We start from the raw sequence: 16,666 nt of genomic DNA, 5'->3' as shown, positions 1-16,666 counted from the left end.
CTGCCGTCGCCGCCCCCCCCCCCCGTTGCGGCCGCGCGCGACGGCGACGTCCGCGCGGTGGCGAGGCTGATCAGCCTCGTCGAGGACGAGTCGGCCTCGCTGCGCCAGGTGATGGCGGCGCTCGCGCCGCACACCGGGCACGCCCACGTCGTCGGCATCACCGGCTCTCCCGGCGTCGGGAAGTCCACCTCGACCAGTGCGCTGCTGCGCGAGCTGCGCGCGCTCGGCCGCCGCGTCGGCGTGCTCGCCGTGGACCCGTCCTCGCCGTTCTCCGGCGGGGCTCTGCTCGGCGACCGCGTGCGGATGGGCGACCACACCACCGATCCGGGGGTCTACATCCGCTCGATGGCCTCACGCGGTCATCTCGGTGGCCTGGCGTGGACCACGCCCCAGGCGATCCGCGTCCTGGACGCCGCGGGCTACGACGTCATCCTCGTCGAGACCGTCGGCGTGGGGCAGAGCGAGGTGGAGATCGCCGGCCTCGCCGACACCACGATGGTGCTGCTCGCGCCAGGGCTCGGCGACGGTATCCAGGCTGCGAAGGCCGGGATCCTGGAGATCGGCGACCTCTACGTCGTCAACAAGGCCGATCGCGACGGCGCGGGCAGGGTCAGCCGCGACCTGCGCTCCATGCTGGCACTCGCCGGCCGCCGTCAGGGCGGCTGGGAGCAGCCTGTGCTGCAGACCGTGGCCCAGACCGGCCAGGGCGTGCCCGAGGTCGTCGCCGCGCTCGACCAGCACCTGGCCTGGCTGCGGGAGACGGACACGCTGACCAAGCGTCGCTCCGCGCGCGCGCGAGCCGAGATCGAGGCGATCGCCGTCGCCGCGCTGCGCGCTCGGTGGGGCGACGTCGGAGGGCACGCGGAGTTGGAGTCGCTGGCCGACGGCGTCGCGGCGGGCACGACCGATCCGTATGCCGCGGCCGACCGTCTGCTCGAGCACGGCTGACCCCGCTTCGCCGAGCCCGCACCGTCGTCGGGTGGCCCGACACGCGGACCCCCGCGCCCGTCCGGGGCTCTGACACGCCAAGATGGTCCGATGCTGCCGTTCGATCCGATCGATGAGGCCGCGCGCCAGTGGGGCGATCGCTGGGGTGCCGTGCCGGCGATGCACGCCGTCACCTCGCTCATGCGCGTCCAGCAGTTGGTGATCGGTCGGCTCGACCAGATCCTGCGGCCGCACGGTCTCACCTTCGCCCGCTACGAGGCACTGGTGCTGCTCGTGTTCTCCTCACGGGGTTCGCTGCCGCTCGGCAAGATGGGGGAGCGCCTCCAGGTGCACCCGACGTCGGTGACCTCGATCGCCAAGCGGCTCGCCGACGACGGACTGATCGCCCGGCGCCCGCACCCCGACGACGGCCGGGCCGTCCTGGCCGAGATCACGCCCGAGGGGCGAGCACTCGTCGAGCGTGCGACCCGCGATCTCGTCGACGCGAACTTCACCCTCGAGGGCGTGCTCGACGACGACCTCGCCGCGGTGTCGGCGTTGCTGGCGCCGATCCGCGAGCGAGCGGGCGACTTCGCACCGTAGCCCCCGCGCCTCGCCCTCGCGCACGTCGCCGGGCGTGCTGTCCCTAGGATGACGGGCATGTCGCAGCAGCCGTTCGGACGTCGTGGTGCCATCGATCTCTCGGCCCTGAAGCGACCCGCTCCTCCGGTGGGCGGCCCGGCGGCGCCGGCTCCCTCCGGAGCCTCGCCCGCGGGTGGCGGTGCCGCCGGCCCGTCGTCCTATGCGGTGGAGGTGACAGCGGAGAACTTCCAGCAGGTCGTCGAGATGTCGATGACCGCGCCGGTGTTCCTGGTGCTGTTCTCCGAGTCGCGACTCCCCGAGAGCCTCGACCTCGCGCGCGACCTCGCGATCGTCTCCGGCGAGTACGAGGGCCGCTTCATCGCCGGTCTCGTCGACGTCGACGCGACACCCGAGATCGCGCAGGCGATGCAGGTGCCCTCGATCCCGTACGTCGTCGCCGTGCTCGACGGCCGTCCCGCGCCGCTCCTGCAGGACGTCGTGCCGATCGACCAGCTGCGCGCCATGCTCAACCAGGTCATGCAGGGCCTGACCGCCCAGGGCATGACCGGCCGCCACCAGCCGTTGCACCACGCCGGTGCTGAGGACGACGTCGACGGCGAGGCGAGCGACCCGCGCTACGCCGCTGCCGAGGACGCGCTCGCGCGCAACGACATCGACGGTGCCGTGGCGGAGTACCAGAAGCTCGTCGACGCCAACCCGGCCGATGCCGAGGCCGCCGCCGGCCTTGCCATGGCCAAGGTGCTGCAGCGCACCCGGGGCGTCGACCTCAACGCAGCCCGGGACGCCGCCGCCTCGGCGCCCGACGACATCGACGCCCAGCTCCTCGTCGCCGATCTCGACCTGCTCGGGGGCCATGTCGACGATGCCTTCAAGCGTCTGACCGATCTCATCGCCCGCACCGCCGACAAGGAGCGCGACCGGGTGCGCGAGCACCTGATCGACCTGTTCGGCGCTGTCGGCAACGACGACCCGCGTGTGCTGCGAGGCCGCCAGAACCTCGCCTCGGCGCTGTTCTGAGCAGGGTCTGAACCGATGCCCGCCGTCGGCGCGAGCGGGGTCAGCGGTGGCGCCCGTCATCTCCTCGACGGGTGGCGCTTCCTGCGCCGGCGTCCCGGTCTGCTCGTGCTCGGCATCGCGCCGGCACTCGTCGTCTTCCTCGTCCTGGCGACGGCGTGGGTGCTGCTCGCGCTGCACGTGGGCGACATCGTCGGGTGGGTGACGCCGTTCGCCGACGACTGGGCCGATCCTCTCCGTGGGCTCGCGCGGGTGCTCCTCGCGATCGCTCTCCTGTTGGCGGCGGCGCTTCTCGCCAGCGCGGCCTTCACCGGTCTCTCCCTGCTGGTCGGCGAGCCGGCCTACGAGCGGATCTGGCGCGCGGTCGAGACCGAGCTCGGCGGTCCGGTGCCCGCCGAGGACGGCGTCGGCTTCGTGGAGACCGTGCGCGACGCCGTCGTGCTGACTGCTCGCGGCGTGGCGACGTCGGCGCTGGTCGTCGTCTCGGGGGTCGTGCCGGTGGTCGGTCCGGTGCTCGGAATCGGCGCGGGAGTGGCGATCAACGGACGCGCACTCGCACGCGAGCTGCTCGAACGACCGCTGCAGTCGCGCGGCTACGACCGCGCCGCGACCGACCGCTTTCTCGCGCGGCACCCGCGCGAGGTGACCGGCTTCGGGGTGGTCGCCCAGGTCTGCTTCATGGTCCCGCTCGGGGCGGTGCTGACGATGCCGGCTGCGGTGGCCGGGGCGACGATGCTCGCACGCGACCTGCTGGACGCCGAGAGCGCGCAGCGTCGGTGACGCCGCCGTCGGTCTTCCACGCCGTCGCCCTCGTCTCGGTGGCGGTGATGGTCGGCTGTCTCGTGCTCATGGTGATCGCGCCGAACCGCCTGTTCCGGCTCTTCCCGGTCGCCGGGATCGCGCTTGCCACGATGGTGCTGGCGTGGACGGCGGGGCTGCTGCTGCAACCGGCGGCGTTCGTGGCGCCGGAGCGGCCCAAGGCGCCCGACTCGGTCACCGAGGCGCGACTGCTCGGTGCGTACCTGCTCGGCGGTCTGCTCCTGCTCGGAGGCGTCGTCGCCGTGCGGTGGAGGCGCTGGAGGCACCGGCAGAACCCGGTGGACGGCTGAGGGCCTGACTCCGTCAGGAGGGTCCGGGGACGCACAGCACCGGACGCGTGCTGAGGTGCAGCAGCTTGTGCGGCGTCGAGCCGAGCATGGCGCCTTTGAGCGGGCTCTCGCCGGCGGTGCCGACGACGATCACCGTCGCGTCGTGGGCGTCGGCGACCTGGAGCAGCGCCTGCGCGGGCTTGGCGTCGACGAGTTCGACCCGCGTGTCGACGCCGGCCTCGTGCGCCCGCTCCACGGCATGCGAGAGAGCTGTGCGCCCGAGTTCGCGGAGCGCCTCCCGATGCGCTCCCGCCTCGTCGCCGAGTCCGCCCGGGGGAGCGGCGCCGTAGACGAGCACGAGCGGCTCACCGAAGCGCGAGGCGACCGAGATCGCCGTCGCCAGGGCCGCATCGGACCCCGGTGACTCGTCGTAACCCAGCACCACCGCCATGGGCCTCAGCCTTCCAGTCCGTCGGGGTCGGCCGCAGCCTGCTTCAGGCCGTGGACGACGTCGGGGTCCGGCAGGCCCGCGCGCTCCTGCCAGAACCGGGAGTCCTGCACCCGCCACACGAGCATCACCACGATGCCGGCCAGGAAGATCCCGACGCCGATCACCAGCGGTGGGCCCACGCCCAGCCACGACTGCCCGGAGTAGGAGTTGGCCGGGTCGGACATGTCGCGCACCGACAGCACGAGCAGCCAGATCAGCAGGCCCGCGCCGAGCAACGGTCCGACGCCGATCAGCACGAGGTTGCGCACGCTCTCGAAGAGATGGCGGCGGTAGTACACAGCGCATGCGATCCCCGTGAGCGCGTAGTAGAACGCGATCAGCAGGGCGAGCGCGGTCAGCGAGTCGAACAGCGCGTTCTCGCTCACCTGGTAGATGGCGACGTACCAGACGATGGCGATGCCGGCGACCCACCAGGTGCTGACGTGCGGGGTGCGGTGCCGCGGATCGATCCGACCGAACCGCGCCGGGAGGGCATGACGTCGGGCCATCGAGAGACCGGTGCGCGATGCCGGGATGATCGTGGTCTGGGTCGAGGCGATGGCCGATGTGGCGACGGAGGCGAGCACGACCCACCCCCAGTCGCCCATCACGAGATCGGCGAGCTCGGCGAAGACGAACTCCTCCTCGCCGGCGTTGTCGCTGAGCCAGGCCGGCCCGGCGAAGGCGACCACCGCTGCGCCGACCGCGAGGTAGGTCAGGAGCAGGACGAACGCCGACCACACGGCGGCCCGCCCCGGCGTGGAGTTGCCGTCGGTGGTCTCCTCGCTCAGGTCCACCGCGGATTCCCAGCCCCAGTAGGCGAAGACGCCGAGCAGCAGTGCCGTGGTGAGTTCGGCGCCCCCGGCGCCGAACGGGTTGATCCACTCCCACGACGGCGTGATCGGGTCGAGCGGGCTGTCGTCGGCGACGGCGCGCCCGATCGCGATCGCGGCGAACACCAGGAGCGAGACGACCTGGGCGATGATCAACGCGTTCTGGAGTCGGGCGGAGACGTCGGTGCCGAGCACGCAGATCCAGGTCAGGACCAGGATGAGCGCGATCGCCAGGGGCATCCGGATCCAGGCGTTGTCGGCGGCGGCGTCCAAGCCCACCGTGCGCAGGCTGAAGCTGACGCCGACGTCGGCCAGCGAGCCGACGACCAGGACGCCGGTCATGGTGATCGCCCACCCGCCGATCCACCCGAACCACGGCCCCATCGCCCGGGTCACCCAGCTGAAGGTCGTGCCGCAGTCCTGGTCGACACGGTTAAGGTAGAGGAACGCTGTCGCGATCAGGGCCATCGGCACGAAGGAGGCGAGCAGCGCCCCCGGCGCGTAGACGCCGACGGCCGCAGTGATCGCGCCGATCACGGCCGCGAGGGAGTAGGCCGGCGAGGTCGCGGCCAGACCGATGACGAGCGCATCCACGAAGCCGATCGCGCCGGCATTGAGCTCGCCCTGCGGTGGCTCGGCGCTCGGGCCTGCGCCGGGCCCGGCCCCACTCGGTGCGTCGGTCATGGTGGCGTCCCCTTCCGCCGCGGTTCGGCACCAGGGGCGGAACGCGACAGATCAGGTTCTACTGCATCGCGGCGGCATCCGACAGGGCCTCGAGGACGGCGCGCACCGCGGGAGAGCTGCCCATCGTGCGTCGGTGGACCGCGACGACCGCGCGTGTCGGTACCGGATCGCGTGCCGGGATCGCGACCAGCTCGCTTCCGAGGTCGGCTCGCCCCAGGCGCGGCACGAGCGCGATGCCCAGGCGGGCCTCCACCAGTGCCAGGTGCGACTCGAACTCCATCGAGACGTGGGCGATCAGCGGACGTCGCCCGGTGCCGTCGTACATGCGGCTCAGCCACTGCCGGCAGATCGTGCCCTCGGGGGTCGCGATCCAGCCTTCCTCGACCAGGTCGCGCGGGGTGACGACGTCACGGTCGGCGAGCGGGTGGCTGCGGTGCACGATCACGTCGGCGAGGTCGGCCGCGACGTCGGTGCGTTCGAGGTGCTCGGGCATCTCGATGCTGACGTCGCCCCACTGGTGCACGAGACCGAGCTCGAGCTGACCGGCGGCGACGAGGTCGACGACGTCCCACGGTTCGTGCTCGGTCAGGGTGACCCGGAGGTCGGGGTGGGCGTCGAGCACGTGTCGGATCGCCGGACCGACCAGTCCGCGCATCGCGGTCGAGAACGCCGCCACCCGCAGATGCCCGGTGACGGTGCCGGCGTCCTGGTGCAGTGCGGCCTCGACGGCCTCGAGGTCGCGCAGCAGTCGGTCGCCGTCGGCGACGAGACGGCGCCCGGGTTCGGTGAGCATGACGCCGCGGCCCACGCGCTCCAGCAGGTCGACGCCCGTCTGACGCTCGAGCCGCTTGATCTGCTGGGAGACCGCGCTCGGCGTGAAGCCGAGCACATCCGCCGCGGCGCTGACCGAGCCGTGGGTGGCGACGGCCTGAAGCGAGGTCAGGGCCGACAGATCGAGCATGTAGGGATGCTACAAGAAACGGTGCAGAAGTATTCGCTGGTGCTTCACGATCATCATCGTCAGGCTGGTCGCATGAGTCGTCGCGACTGCCTCCTCGCCGCCCTGGTGGCGTCCATCTGGGGCTTCAACTTCGTGGTCATCGACTGGGGTATGGGCGGGCCCGACGGTGTCGCGCCGCTGCTGTTCGTCGCGATCCGCTTCGCCGTGGTGGTCTTCCCGGCGGTGCTGCTCGTCCCCCGTCCGGCGTTGCCGTGGCGCACGGTGGCCGCCATCGGCGTCTTCATGTCGATGGGACAGTTCGGGCTGCTCTATCTCGCCATGGCCGCCGGGATGCCGCCGGGGATCGCGGCCCTGGTGCTGCAGGCGCAGGTGATCCTCACCGTCGCGCTCGCCGCGCTCACGCTGCGCGAGCGACCGCGACCGCTGCAGCTCGCGGGAGTGCTGCTGGGCTGCGCCGGTCTCGCCGTGGTGGCGCTGGGGCGCGGGGGCGACGTCCCGCTCGGCGCGCTGCTCGTCTGCCTGCTGGCCGCGTTCTCCTGGGCGATCGGCAACGTGCTCTCGCGCGCCTCGGGTGCGGCAGCCGACTCGACGCGGAGTGGTGCCGGGCTGTCGCTGACCGTGTGGTCGGCCACCGTCGTGCCGATCCCGTTGGTGCTGCTCGCCTTGATCGTCGACGGGCCTGCCGGGGTGGCGCATTCGGTGGGCGCCTTCGGGTGGGAGGCGGGCGTCTCGACCCTCTACACCGCCGGTCTGGCCTCACTGGTGGGCTACGGCGTGTTCAACGGGCTGCTCGCCCGCAACCCTTCGGCGTCGGTGGTGCCATGGGTGCTGCTCGCCCCGGTCGTGGCGATGTGCTCGGCCTGGCTGCTGCTCGGCGACGTGCCGACGGCGGGCGAGGCCGCGGGAGGCGTCGTGATGGTGTCCGGTGTGCTGATCGCGATGCGGGGAGCCGGACGGAGGCTGGCGCCGCCGCTGCCGACCCCACCAGTGCTGCCGGCCGCGGTGTCGGTCCCTACTGCGGCGCGCTAGTGGAGTCGGACATCGCGACTCCGCTCTCGGTGTAGGTCGTCTTCGGCCCCGGTGCGGCGAGGTGGCCCAGCGCCGCCTCGATCCGGCGCGCGGTGAAATCGGCGCAGCGCTCCCGTACCTCCTCGAGGGTGCAGAACGATGCGGAGCGGATCTCGCGCTCCTGCCGCACGATCCGGTCGGCCACCCCAGCGTCGTGGACGCCGCCGTCGAAGACCAGGCACAGGGCGTCGTCCCAGCCTCCCCACGGGGGGAGCCAGTCGGTGAGCAGGAGGGAACCGGCCTCCAGGTCGAGCCCCAGCTCCTCCTGCACCTCGCGGCGGACGGCGAGGTGCGGCGACTCGCCGACCTCCACGACGCCGCCGGGCAGGTCCCAGTCCTGCTTGTAGGTCAGCTGGCAGAGCAGCACGCGGTCGTCGTGGTCGCGGACGAGCAGCTGGCTGATCGCGCGCTTGCGCGGCAGGAAGGAGTTCAGCAGTGCGCGGAATCCTCCGGGCTCGTTGAGCGGCACGTCGGTGGCGAGTCGGGCGTAGACGATGCGGTCCTGGGCGACCCCGCGCATCACCCCCTCGCGTCGCATGCCCGACCACGTTGCGATGCGCTGCCCGGCCTCGTCGGCGGCCTCGATCCACGCCTCGACCCGGTCGTGGTCGACGAGCGCCTGCGCGACCTCGCGGCGCACGACGTCGACGTTCTCGTCCGGGGGCCAGGAGATCCGCGCGACTCGCTCGTCGACCGTGGTCCAGCGGGTGTCGGGCACGCCCTGATGCTAGTAGCCCGGAGGGTCGATGTGACGCACGCATCACACCGCTGGACCAGGCCGTGGGCCTGTGTGACGGCCACGAAACATTCCCGCCACATAACAGCTCTACGGTCGCGCTACGCGCCGGACCCGAGACCGGCACCGCAAGCACCAGGGAGCACCATGACCGCGAACCCCGTCCGTCTCCAGGCGATCGCCGCCGTCCAGGCCTTCACGCCGCCGCCGTTCAGCTTCGACCCCGGCGAGGAGCCGGGCGAGATCTTCGGCGAGAACGTGTTCAGCCTGCAGGTCATGCAGAAGCGACTCCCGAAGCTGATCTACAAGTCGGTGCTCTCCACCATCGAGAAGTCGGCGCCTCTGGATCCGGAGGTGGCCGACGCCGTCGCCTCGGCGATGAAGGACTGGGCGCTGGAGAAGGGCGCGACCCACTACGCCCACGTCTTCTACCCGCTGACCGGCCTGACGGCGGAGAAGCACGACAGCTTCCTGGACCCGGTCGGCGACGGCACGGCGCTGGCGTCGTTCTCGGGCAAGACCCTGGTGCAGGGCGAGCCGGACGCGTCCTCGTTCCCGAACGGCGGCCTGCGCAACACCTTCGAGGCGCGTGGCTACACCGGCTGGGACGTGATGAGCCCGGCCTACGTGCTGGAGAACCCGAACGGCAACACGCTGTGCATCCCGACGGTCTTCATCTCGATGACCGGCGAGGCGCTGGACCACAAGACGCCCGTGCTGCGCTCGCAGCAGGCGATGGCGGTGCACGCCGAGCGCGTGCTGCGTCTCTTCGGCCACGACGACCCCGAGCGCGTGGTGGCCTACTGCGGCCCCGAGCAGGAGTACTTCCTGGTCGACAGCCACTTCTTCCACGCCCGGCCGGACCTGCTGAACGCCGGTCGCACCCTGTTCGGCGCGAAGCCGCCGAAGGGTCAGGAGTTCGACGACCACTACTTCGGTGCCATCCCCGAGCGCGTGCTCGGCTTCATGATGGAGACCGAGCGGGAGCTGTTCAAGCTCGGGATCCCGGCCAAGACCCGCCACAACGAGGTCGCTCCGGGGCAGTTCGAGGTGGCGCCGATGTTCGAGCGCGCCAACGAGGCCTCCGACCACCAGCAGCTGCTGATGACCACGTTCAAGACCGTGGCGAAGAAGCACGGCATGGAGTGCCTCTTCCACGAGAAGCCGTTCGCGGGCGTCAACGGCTCCGGAAAGCACGTGAACTTCTCGGTGGGGAACTCCGAGCTCGGCAGCCTGCTGGTTCCCGGCGACACCCCCCACGACAACGCCCAGTTCCTGGTGTTCTGCGCCGCGGTGATCCGCGCGGTGCACCAGTACGGCGGACTGCTGCGCGCCTCGGTCGCCTCGGCGTCCAATGACCACCGGCTCGGCGCCAACGAGGCCCCGCCGGCGATCATCTCGATCTTCCTCGGCGACCAGCTCGCCGACGTCTTCGACCAGATCGCCAAGGGCGGCGCGACTCGCTCGAAAGAGAGCGGCACGCTGCTGATCGGCGTCGACACCCTGCCGCCGCTGGGCCAGGACCCCGGCGACCGCAACCGCACCTCGCCGTTCGCGTTCACCGGCAACCGCTTCGAGTTCCGCGCGCCGGGCTCGCTGCAGACCGTCGCTGCTCCGATGGTCGTGATCAACACGATCATGGCCGAGGCGCTGGACTTCTGCGCCACCACCCTCGAGGACGCCGTCGCAGCGGGCACCGACTTCAACGAGGCGGTGCAGACGCTGCTCGCCACGATCGTCGCCGACCACGGCGCCGCCATCTTCAACGGCAACGGCTACTCCGACGAGTGGCCCGTCGAGGCCGCCCAACGCGGCCTGAAGAACCTGCGCACCACCGTCGACGCGCTGCCCGAGCTGATCTCGCCCGAGGCGATCGAGCTCTTCGGCAAGTACGCGGTCTTCAACGAGCGGGAGATGCACAGCCGCTACGAGATCGGCTGTGAGCAGTACGTCATGACCATCGGCGTCGAGGGCAACCTCATGCTCGAGATGGGCACGACCACCGTGCTGCCCGCGGCCGTGCGCTACCAGACCGAGCTGGCGCAGAACGTCGCGGCGCTGAAGGCTGCCGGGGTCGAGGCCGACACGTCGACCCTGATGACCGTCACCGCGGCGATCGGCGAGCTCAAGACCGGTCTCGCCGACCTCGGGACCGCCTTGGCGCACGAGCACGACGAGGACCTGCTGGTCGCCGCGACCTACTGCCGCGACGCCGTCCTGCCGGCGATGGCCGCGGTGCGAACGGCCGCGGACGCTCTCGAGGGCCTGGTGGCCGACGACCTGTGGTCGCTGCCGACCTACCAGGAGATGCTCTACATCCTCTGAGTCGATGCGACCGTCACGAGACCCGGTGAGTCACGCACCTGCCGTGGCCGTCGGGGGTTTCGAGGCCCTCGCGGGCGCTCGGGCACCTCAACCACCGGGGCGGCGCTACGGTGCCGCCATGACTCTGCGCATCTCCGACGTCTTCGCCGGCCGCACGGCCCTGGTCACGGGAGCGTCGTCCGGGCTCGGCGCCGCGGTCGTGCGGCGGATCGCTGCGGGCGGCGGCATGGTCTACGCCGCGGCGCGCGACCAGGAGCGGCTGGCCGAGGTGGCGGCGTCGTGTGCGGAGCTGCCCGGCGAGGTGCGCTTCGGCCCTCTCGACGTCGCCTCCGCTGCGGACTGCCGCGCCGCCGTCGCCGCGACCGTGGAGGCGTTCGGCCGGCTCGACGTCCTGGTCAACAACGCGGGGCGGCACGACTTCCGGATCACCACGGACGTGACCGAGGAGGAGTGGCATCACGACCTCGCCGTCAACCTCAGCGGGGCCTTCTTCATGGCGCAGGCAGCGATCCCGCACCTGCTCGCCTCTCCCGAAGGCGCGGGCAACATCGTCAACGTCGCCTCGGTCGCCGGCATCCACGGCGAGACCTACTCCGCCGCCTACACCGCGGCCAAGCACGGCATCGTCGGGCTGACCAAGGCCCTGGCCGTGGAGTACCTCAACGAGCCCCTGCGGGTGAACTGCGTGTGCCCCGGCGGCATGGACACCCCGCAGGTGCACGACATCTCGGTGCCCGAGGGCGCCGACTGGGACCTGATCATGCGCATCTCGGCGAAGCGCGGCTTCATGTCCGCCGACAGCGTCGCCGCCGTCGTCGCGTTCCTGGCCTCCGACGACGCCTCGTCGGTGCACGGCAGCATCCAGCTGGTCGACCACGGCCATCTCGCCGGCTGACGGGCCCGGACGCTCGATGGCGAGGGATTTCGACGCCGCCCATCGTCAGTCCGGGTACGACGTCGCGCTGGAGTGGGGTCCGACCGGTGCCGACGCGATCACCGGGGGAGACGCGTCACGCTCCGACGTCGTCGCCGTGGTCGTCGACGTCCTCTCCTTCACCACGACCGCGACCGTGGCGCTCGGGCGAGGGATCGAGGTGGTGCCCTGTCGGTGGCGTGACGAGCGCGCCGAGGAGACGGCTGAGCGGTTCGACGCCGTCCTGGCCGTGGGCCGCTTCGAGCAGCGCCGGAGCGGCATCGGCGTGAGCCTCTCGCCCGCGGCGATGGCATCGGTCGACGGCGTCGATCGTGTCGTGCTGCCGTCCCCTAACGGCTCGACGATCTGCGCGCGTCTGGCGGAGTCCGGTGTCGAGGTGGTGCTCGCCTCGCTGCTGAACGCCCCCGCTGTCGGTGCCTACCTGGCCGGCCGGATGACCTCCGGAGCGCGGGTGAGGGTGGTGCCGGCGGGGGAGCGATGGCCCGACGGTGGGCTGCGCCCTGCCGTCGAGGACCTCTGGGGAGCCGGCGCCGTCATCGAGGCGCTGGTCACCGCACTGCCGGAGACCGCTGGATCGCTGAGCCCCGAGGCCGACCTCGCCCGGACGGCGTTCGGCGCGGTGCGTCCGGACCTGAGCGCGGCCCTTCTGTCGTGCGCTTCGGGTCGCGAGCTGGTCGACAACGGCTTCGCCGAGGATGTCGACGTCGCCGCCGGGTGGGGCTCGAGCAACGTCGTCCCGACCCTGCGCGACGGCGTGTTCGTCGACGCGCCCCGCGAGGGCCGCTCCTAGCGCCACGCGCGCCGGATGCCTGCTCGCGAGGCCAGCCGCGAAGCCTGCACCGACGAACTTGGGCGTGTGGCTGGCGCGAAAGGCCCCGAACGGGCAAACTAGAACTCGTTCTAGTTTGGCGACAGGAGCTGGCGATGACCGACAACGTGATGCAGCGGATCGAAGAGCGTGCCGAGGAGCTGGCCTCGCTCGGTCCGGAGAACGAGCAGCTGGGGCGTCTCAGCGACCGCTCCGCCGATCTGCTGCGCGAGTCCGGCGTGATGCGGATGCTGCAGCCTGCCGCGTTCGGCGGTCAGGAGTGCCACCCGGCGGAGTGGGCCGAGGTGACCATGCGCCTGGCGCAGTTGGACGGATCCACGGGTTGGCTCTCCGGCATCGTCGGCGTCCACCCCTGGGAGATGGCCTTCGTGGACGAGCGGGCCCAGAAGGAGATCTGGGGCGAGGACCCCGACGTCTGGATCGGGTCGCCCTACGCCCCGATGGGCGTGCTCAAGCCGGTCGACGGCGGCTACCAGTTCAGTGGTCACTGGCAGTTCTCCTCCGGCACCGACCACTGCCAGTGGCTGTTCCTCGGGGCGCTGCTCGGTGACGAGAACGGCGTGCCGATCTTCGACCCCGCGCCCAAGCTCGTGCACGTGCTGATCCCGCGCAGCGACTACACGATCGTCGACGACTCCTGGAACGTCGTGGGCCTCAAGGGCACCGGATCGAAGGACATCGTCGTCAAGGACGCCTTCATCCCCGACTACCGCACCGTCTTCTACGACGCGCTCGCCGACGGCTCGGCCTGGCGCGACCGCGGCCTGACCAACCCGACCTACCAGATGCCGTTCTCGGCGATCTTCCCGCTGGGCATCACCTCGGCGATCATCGGTATCTGCGAGGGCGCGCTCGCCCACCACCTCGCCTACCAGAAGACCCGCGTGCAGATCACCGGCCGCAAGGTCAAGGACGACCCGTACGTGATGAACGCGATCGCGGAGGCGGCCGCGGAGATCCACGCGTCCCGCGTCACGCTGCTCGACGGCGTCAGCCGCGTCTACGACGGCGTCGCTCAGGGCAAGGAGTACGAGTTCGGGGAGCGCTCGCTCGGACGCCGCAACCAGGTGGCGTCGTCGTGGCGCGCGGTGCGGGCGGTCGACGAGATCGTCGCCCGCTCGGGCGGCAACGGCATGCGGATGGATCACCCGCTGCAGCGCTTCTGGCGCGACGCCCACATGGGTCTGGCGCACGCCATCAACGTCCCCGGCCTGGTCAACCACGCCTCGGCGCTCTCGATGATCGACGTGGAGGCTCCGGGCCACATGCGCCCGATGATCTGAGAGGCCTCCCGCACGCACGACGGGGGGGGCCCCCCCCCGGGGCCCGGCGCTGCCCCCCTGGGGNGCACGCACGACGGCCGGTCACCCCACGGGTGACCGGCCGTCGTCCTTCGTGAGTGCCAGTGGGAGGGCCTGGTGGCCGCGATGCGGGTCGCCGTCGTCCTCCAGTTTCAAGGTATAGCGGCACGGGGGGCTTGCCGCAAGACCCCCTATCGGCCTCACCATCGATGGTCGTGAGTGTCTTCTTCGCCCTTCCCCAGCACCTCTCCGCCAAGGCCGCCCCGGCCCTGATCGCTGACGACGAGCACCACCTGGCCGCCGTCGCCTCCTCGCTCGAGCACGCCGTCTCCGACCTCGACGCCAGGCTCGCCGACGCCCGCCGCACGGACGGCGGTCGGCACGGCGAGTCCGCGATGAACCGCGATCTCGACGTCCATCGCCTCACCGCGCGGCGTCGTCTTCTCGACCGCTTCGGGGTCGACGTGTGCCTGGGCCGGATGGTCGCCGAGGACGGCGTGGTCACCTACGTCGGTCGCATCGGCCTCAGCGACGCGGACGGCGAGCGCGTGCTGGTCGACTGGCGGACTCCGGCCGCCGAGCCCTTCTTCGCCGCCACGCACGCGCGGCCCCACGGGTTGGCGAGCCGACGTCGGTACCGGTGGCACCGCGACCGGGTCGTGGACTACTGGGACGAGGTGTTCGCCCTCGGCCCGGAGACCGGCGACGTCGGTGCGCGGCAGGAGGTCGCCACGGCTGCGCTGGACGACCAGTCGTCCTTCATCGCCAGCCTGGGTGCCAGCCGCACCGCGCGGATGCGGGACGTGCTCGCGACGATCGCGGCCGACCAGGACGCCATCATCCGAGCGGACTCGCGCGGCGCGCTGGTCGTCGACGGCGGCCCGGGCACGGGCAAGACGGTGGTCGCGCTGCACCGGGCGGCCTACCTCCTGCACGCCGACCCACGACTCGGTGCCGGGCGCGGAGGTGTGCTGGTGATCGGGCCGCATCGCCCCTATCTGGCTTACGTCGAGGACGTGCTGCCGAGCCTGGGGGAGGACAGCGTGCGGACCTGCACGCTCGATGACCTGGTGCCGGTAGGCGGTGAGGCGGGGGTCGAGCCCGACCCGGCCGTCGCCCGGCTCAAGGAGTCCGCCGCGATGGTCGAGGCGATCGAACCCGCCGTCGCGCTCTACGAGGAGCCGCCGACGCAGGGGCTGGAGATCTCCACCGAGGCGGGCGACCTCTGGCTGAGCACCGCCGACTGGGCGGAGGCGTTCGCCGCTCCCGACCCGGGGACCCCGCACAACGAGGCCCGTGAGGTCGTGTGGTCGGCGCTCGTGGAGATCCTGCTCGACAAGGTCGACGGCCTCGACGAGCGCGACGGGTTCTCGCGCGACTCGGTGCGCGCCGACATCGAGCGCAGCGCGGAGTTGCGCGAGGCCATCGGGGGAGCGTGGCCGCGCCTGTCCGCCGAGGACGTCGTGGCCGACCTCTGGTCGGTGCCTGCGTACCTCCGGCGCTGCACGCCGTGGCTCACCGACGACGAGCGCCGTCTGCTCGTGCGTCGTGCGGCCCCCGATGCGTGGACGACGTCGGACCTGCCGCTGCTGGACGCCGCGCGGCTGCGGCTGGGCGATCCCGACACCGCTCGCCACCGTCAGGAGGCCGCAGCGCGGGCGCGCGCAGCGGCCCGCGAGATGGAGCACGTCGTCGACCACCTGATCGCCGTCGACGACTCGGAGATGAAGCTCATGTCGATGCTGCGAGGCGCGGATCTCCAGGGCGCGTTGGCAGGAGAACCCGACCGCCCCGATGCCTCGGCGCATGGAGGCGCCGATCAGCTCGACGGTCCGTTCGCGCACGTGGTGATCGACGAGGCGCAGGAGCTGACCGACGCGCAGTGGCAGATGGTGCTGCGCCGCTGTCCGTCGCGGAGCCTGACGATCGTGGGCGATCGCGCGCAGGCGCGGCACGGGTTCAGCGGAACCTGGGCCGAGCGGTTGGCCCGCATCGGGATCGACCGGGTCGAGCTCGCCGGCCTGTCGGTGAACTACCGCACGCCCGAGGAGGTGATGACGGCCGCGGAGCCGGTGATCCGGGCGGTGCTGCCCGACGCGAACGTGCCCACCTCGGTACGTAGCACGGGGATCCCCGTCACCCAGCGCCCGCTCGCCGACCTGGCCGACGTCGTCACCAGCTGGTTGCGCGACCACGACGAGGGCAGCGTGTGCGTGATCGCCACCGACCCGCCGGCGGGCGTCCCGACGTCTCCGCGCGTGCGGGTGCTCGACCCCGTCTCGGCCAAGGGACTGGAGTTCGACCTGGTGGTGCTCCTCGACCCGGCGGGCTTCGGCGAGGGGACCTCGGGCGCGGTCGATCGGTACGTGGCGATGACGCGGGCCACGCGGCAGCTCGTCGTCCTCGCCGATCTGCCAGGCGTCTCGTGACGGCGGGGTGGGGTGCCGGTAGGCCCGACGGTGGCACCGTGAGAAGCATGGGTATCGCTCGTACGACCGCGCGCCTGGTGCTGGGTGGCTTCCTGGTCTTCGCCGGCCTCTCGCATCTTTTCTGGGCGCGCGAGGAGTTCCAGGCGCAGGTGCCCTCGTGGATGCCCATCGACGAGGACGCGGTGGTGCTGGTCTCGGGCGTCGTCGAGGTGGGCCTCGGGGCTGCCCTGATCCTCGCCACCAGGCGCCTCCCGCTCGTGGGGTGGATCGTGGCGGGGTTCTTCGTGGCGGTCTTCCCGGGGAACATCGCCCAGTACGTCGACGGGGTGGACGCGTTCGGTCTCGACACCGACCGTGCGCGCCTGATCCGGTTGTTCTTCCAGCCGGTGCTGGTGCTGTGGGCGCTCGTGTCGACCGGTGCGTGGCCGCGTCGTCGGACCTGAG

General features: G+C 71.7%; 16 protein-coding genes. 12 read left to right on the top strand and 4 right to left on the bottom strand.

Going from position 1 to position 16,666, the window contains the following annotated elements:
- The 5 genes from meaB (at position 1) to KSO97_RS05900 (ending at position 3,653) form a co-directional block, all read left to right on the top strand.
- Entirely contained in the window at positions 1 to 948 is a 948-nt protein-coding gene (meaB, locus tag KSO97_RS05920; protein WP_232677114.1) for a methylmalonyl Co-A mutase-associated GTPase MeaB, read from the top strand.
- Between the two features lie 90 nt (positions 949 to 1,038).
- Positions 1,039 to 1,530 carry a MarR family winged helix-turn-helix transcriptional regulator gene (locus tag KSO97_RS05915; RefSeq protein WP_232677112.1) on the top strand — a complete coding sequence of 164 codons (492 nt, stop codon included), beginning with the start codon at positions 1,039 to 1,041 and terminating at the stop codon, positions 1,528 to 1,530.
- Positions 1,531 to 1,587: 57 nt separating this feature from the next.
- A complete protein-coding gene (locus KSO97_RS05910) occupies positions 1,588 to 2,547 on the top strand; it encodes a tetratricopeptide repeat protein (RefSeq protein ID WP_232677111.1) in 960 nt (319 codons plus the stop codon).
- Between the two features lie 15 nt (positions 2,548 to 2,562).
- Positions 2,563 to 3,324, top strand: coding sequence for an EI24 domain-containing protein (locus KSO97_RS05905; RefSeq protein ID WP_232677109.1), 762 nt, complete (start codon positions 2,563 to 2,565; stop codon positions 3,322 to 3,324).
- The gene (locus KSO97_RS05900) at positions 3,321 to 3,653 is read left to right on the top strand and encodes a hypothetical protein (protein WP_232677108.1); all 333 of its coding nucleotides are present in this window, start codon (positions 3,321 to 3,323) and stop codon (positions 3,651 to 3,653) included. The genes KSO97_RS05905 and KSO97_RS05900 overlap by 4 nt, the downstream gene beginning before the upstream one ends.
- Positions 3,654 to 3,666: 13 nt before the next feature.
- On the opposite strand, the gene KSO97_RS05895 is transcribed toward KSO97_RS05900, so the two are convergent.
- From KSO97_RS05895 to KSO97_RS05885, 3 genes are read right to left on the bottom strand one after another with little or no spacing between them, the layout of a single operon-like run.
- A complete protein-coding gene (locus KSO97_RS05895) occupies positions 3,667 to 4,083 on the bottom strand; it encodes a universal stress protein (protein WP_232677107.1) in 417 nt (138 codons plus the stop codon).
- Between the two features lie 5 nt (positions 4,084 to 4,088).
- Positions 4,089 to 5,639, bottom strand: coding sequence for an APC family permease (locus KSO97_RS05890; protein ID WP_232677104.1), 1,551 nt, complete (start codon positions 5,637 to 5,639; stop codon positions 4,089 to 4,091).
- Positions 5,640 to 5,697: 58 nt separating this feature from the next.
- Positions 5,698 to 6,600: a LysR family transcriptional regulator gene (locus KSO97_RS05885; protein WP_232677102.1), complete on the bottom strand. Its 903-nt coding sequence runs from the start codon at positions 6,598 to 6,600 to the stop codon at positions 5,698 to 5,700.
- Between the two features lie 72 nt (positions 6,601 to 6,672).
- Between KSO97_RS05885 and KSO97_RS05880 the strand changes: the two genes are divergently transcribed.
- Complete coding sequence (locus KSO97_RS05880) at positions 6,673 to 7,629, top strand: EamA family transporter (RefSeq protein WP_232677100.1); 957 nt, start codon at positions 6,673 to 6,675, stop codon at positions 7,627 to 7,629.
- Here KSO97_RS05880 and KSO97_RS05875 read toward each other — a convergent pair.
- Positions 7,613 to 8,386 (bottom strand): NUDIX hydrolase, encoded by a 774-nt coding sequence (locus KSO97_RS05875; RefSeq protein WP_232677099.1) that lies wholly within the window; start codon positions 8,384 to 8,386, stop codon positions 7,613 to 7,615. The two genes, KSO97_RS05880 and KSO97_RS05875, sit on opposite strands and share 17 nt — an antisense overlap.
- Positions 8,387 to 8,551: 165 nt before the next feature.
- Here KSO97_RS05875 and KSO97_RS05870 point away from each other — a divergent pair, with 165 nt between their 5' ends.
- The 6 genes from KSO97_RS05870 (at position 8,552) to KSO97_RS05845 (ending at position 16,665) form a co-directional block, all read left to right on the top strand.
- A complete protein-coding gene (locus KSO97_RS05870; RefSeq protein ID WP_232677098.1) occupies positions 8,552 to 10,729 on the top strand; it encodes a glutamine synthetase III in 2,178 nt (725 codons plus the stop codon).
- Positions 10,730 to 10,847: 118 nt separating this feature from the next.
- A complete protein-coding gene (locus tag KSO97_RS05865) occupies positions 10,848 to 11,624 on the top strand; it encodes an SDR family NAD(P)-dependent oxidoreductase (RefSeq protein WP_232677095.1) in 777 nt (258 codons plus the stop codon).
- A 16-nt stretch (positions 11,625 to 11,640) separates the two neighbouring features.
- Positions 11,641 to 12,453, top strand: a complete 813-nt coding sequence (locus KSO97_RS05860; protein ID WP_232677094.1) for a 2-phosphosulfolactate phosphatase — start codon at positions 11,641 to 11,643, stop codon at positions 12,451 to 12,453.
- Between the two features lie 134 nt (positions 12,454 to 12,587).
- On the top strand, positions 12,588 to 13,775 hold the full coding sequence (locus KSO97_RS05855) for an acyl-CoA dehydrogenase family protein (RefSeq protein ID WP_232677092.1): 1,188 nt from the start codon (positions 12,588 to 12,590) through the stop codon (positions 13,773 to 13,775).
- A gap of 227 nt (positions 13,776 to 14,002) precedes the next feature.
- The gene (gene helR / locus KSO97_RS05850) at positions 14,003 to 16,222 is read left to right on the top strand and encodes an RNA polymerase recycling motor ATPase HelR (RefSeq protein WP_232677091.1); all 2,220 of its coding nucleotides are present in this window, start codon (positions 14,003 to 14,005) and stop codon (positions 16,220 to 16,222) included.
- A 47-nt stretch (positions 16,223 to 16,269) separates the two neighbouring features.
- Positions 16,270 to 16,665, top strand: coding sequence for a DoxX family membrane protein (locus KSO97_RS05845; protein ID WP_232677089.1), 396 nt, complete (start codon positions 16,270 to 16,272; stop codon positions 16,663 to 16,665).
- Position 16,666 lies beyond the last annotated feature (1 nt).

The organism is Nocardioides sp. R-C-SC26, assembly GCF_021246465.1.
Lineage (GTDB): Bacteria > Actinomycetota > Actinomycetes > Propionibacteriales > Nocardioidaceae > Nocardioides.
Note: the sequence above shows the minus strand (reverse complement) of the source record. Positions and strands in the feature narration are given on the sequence as shown.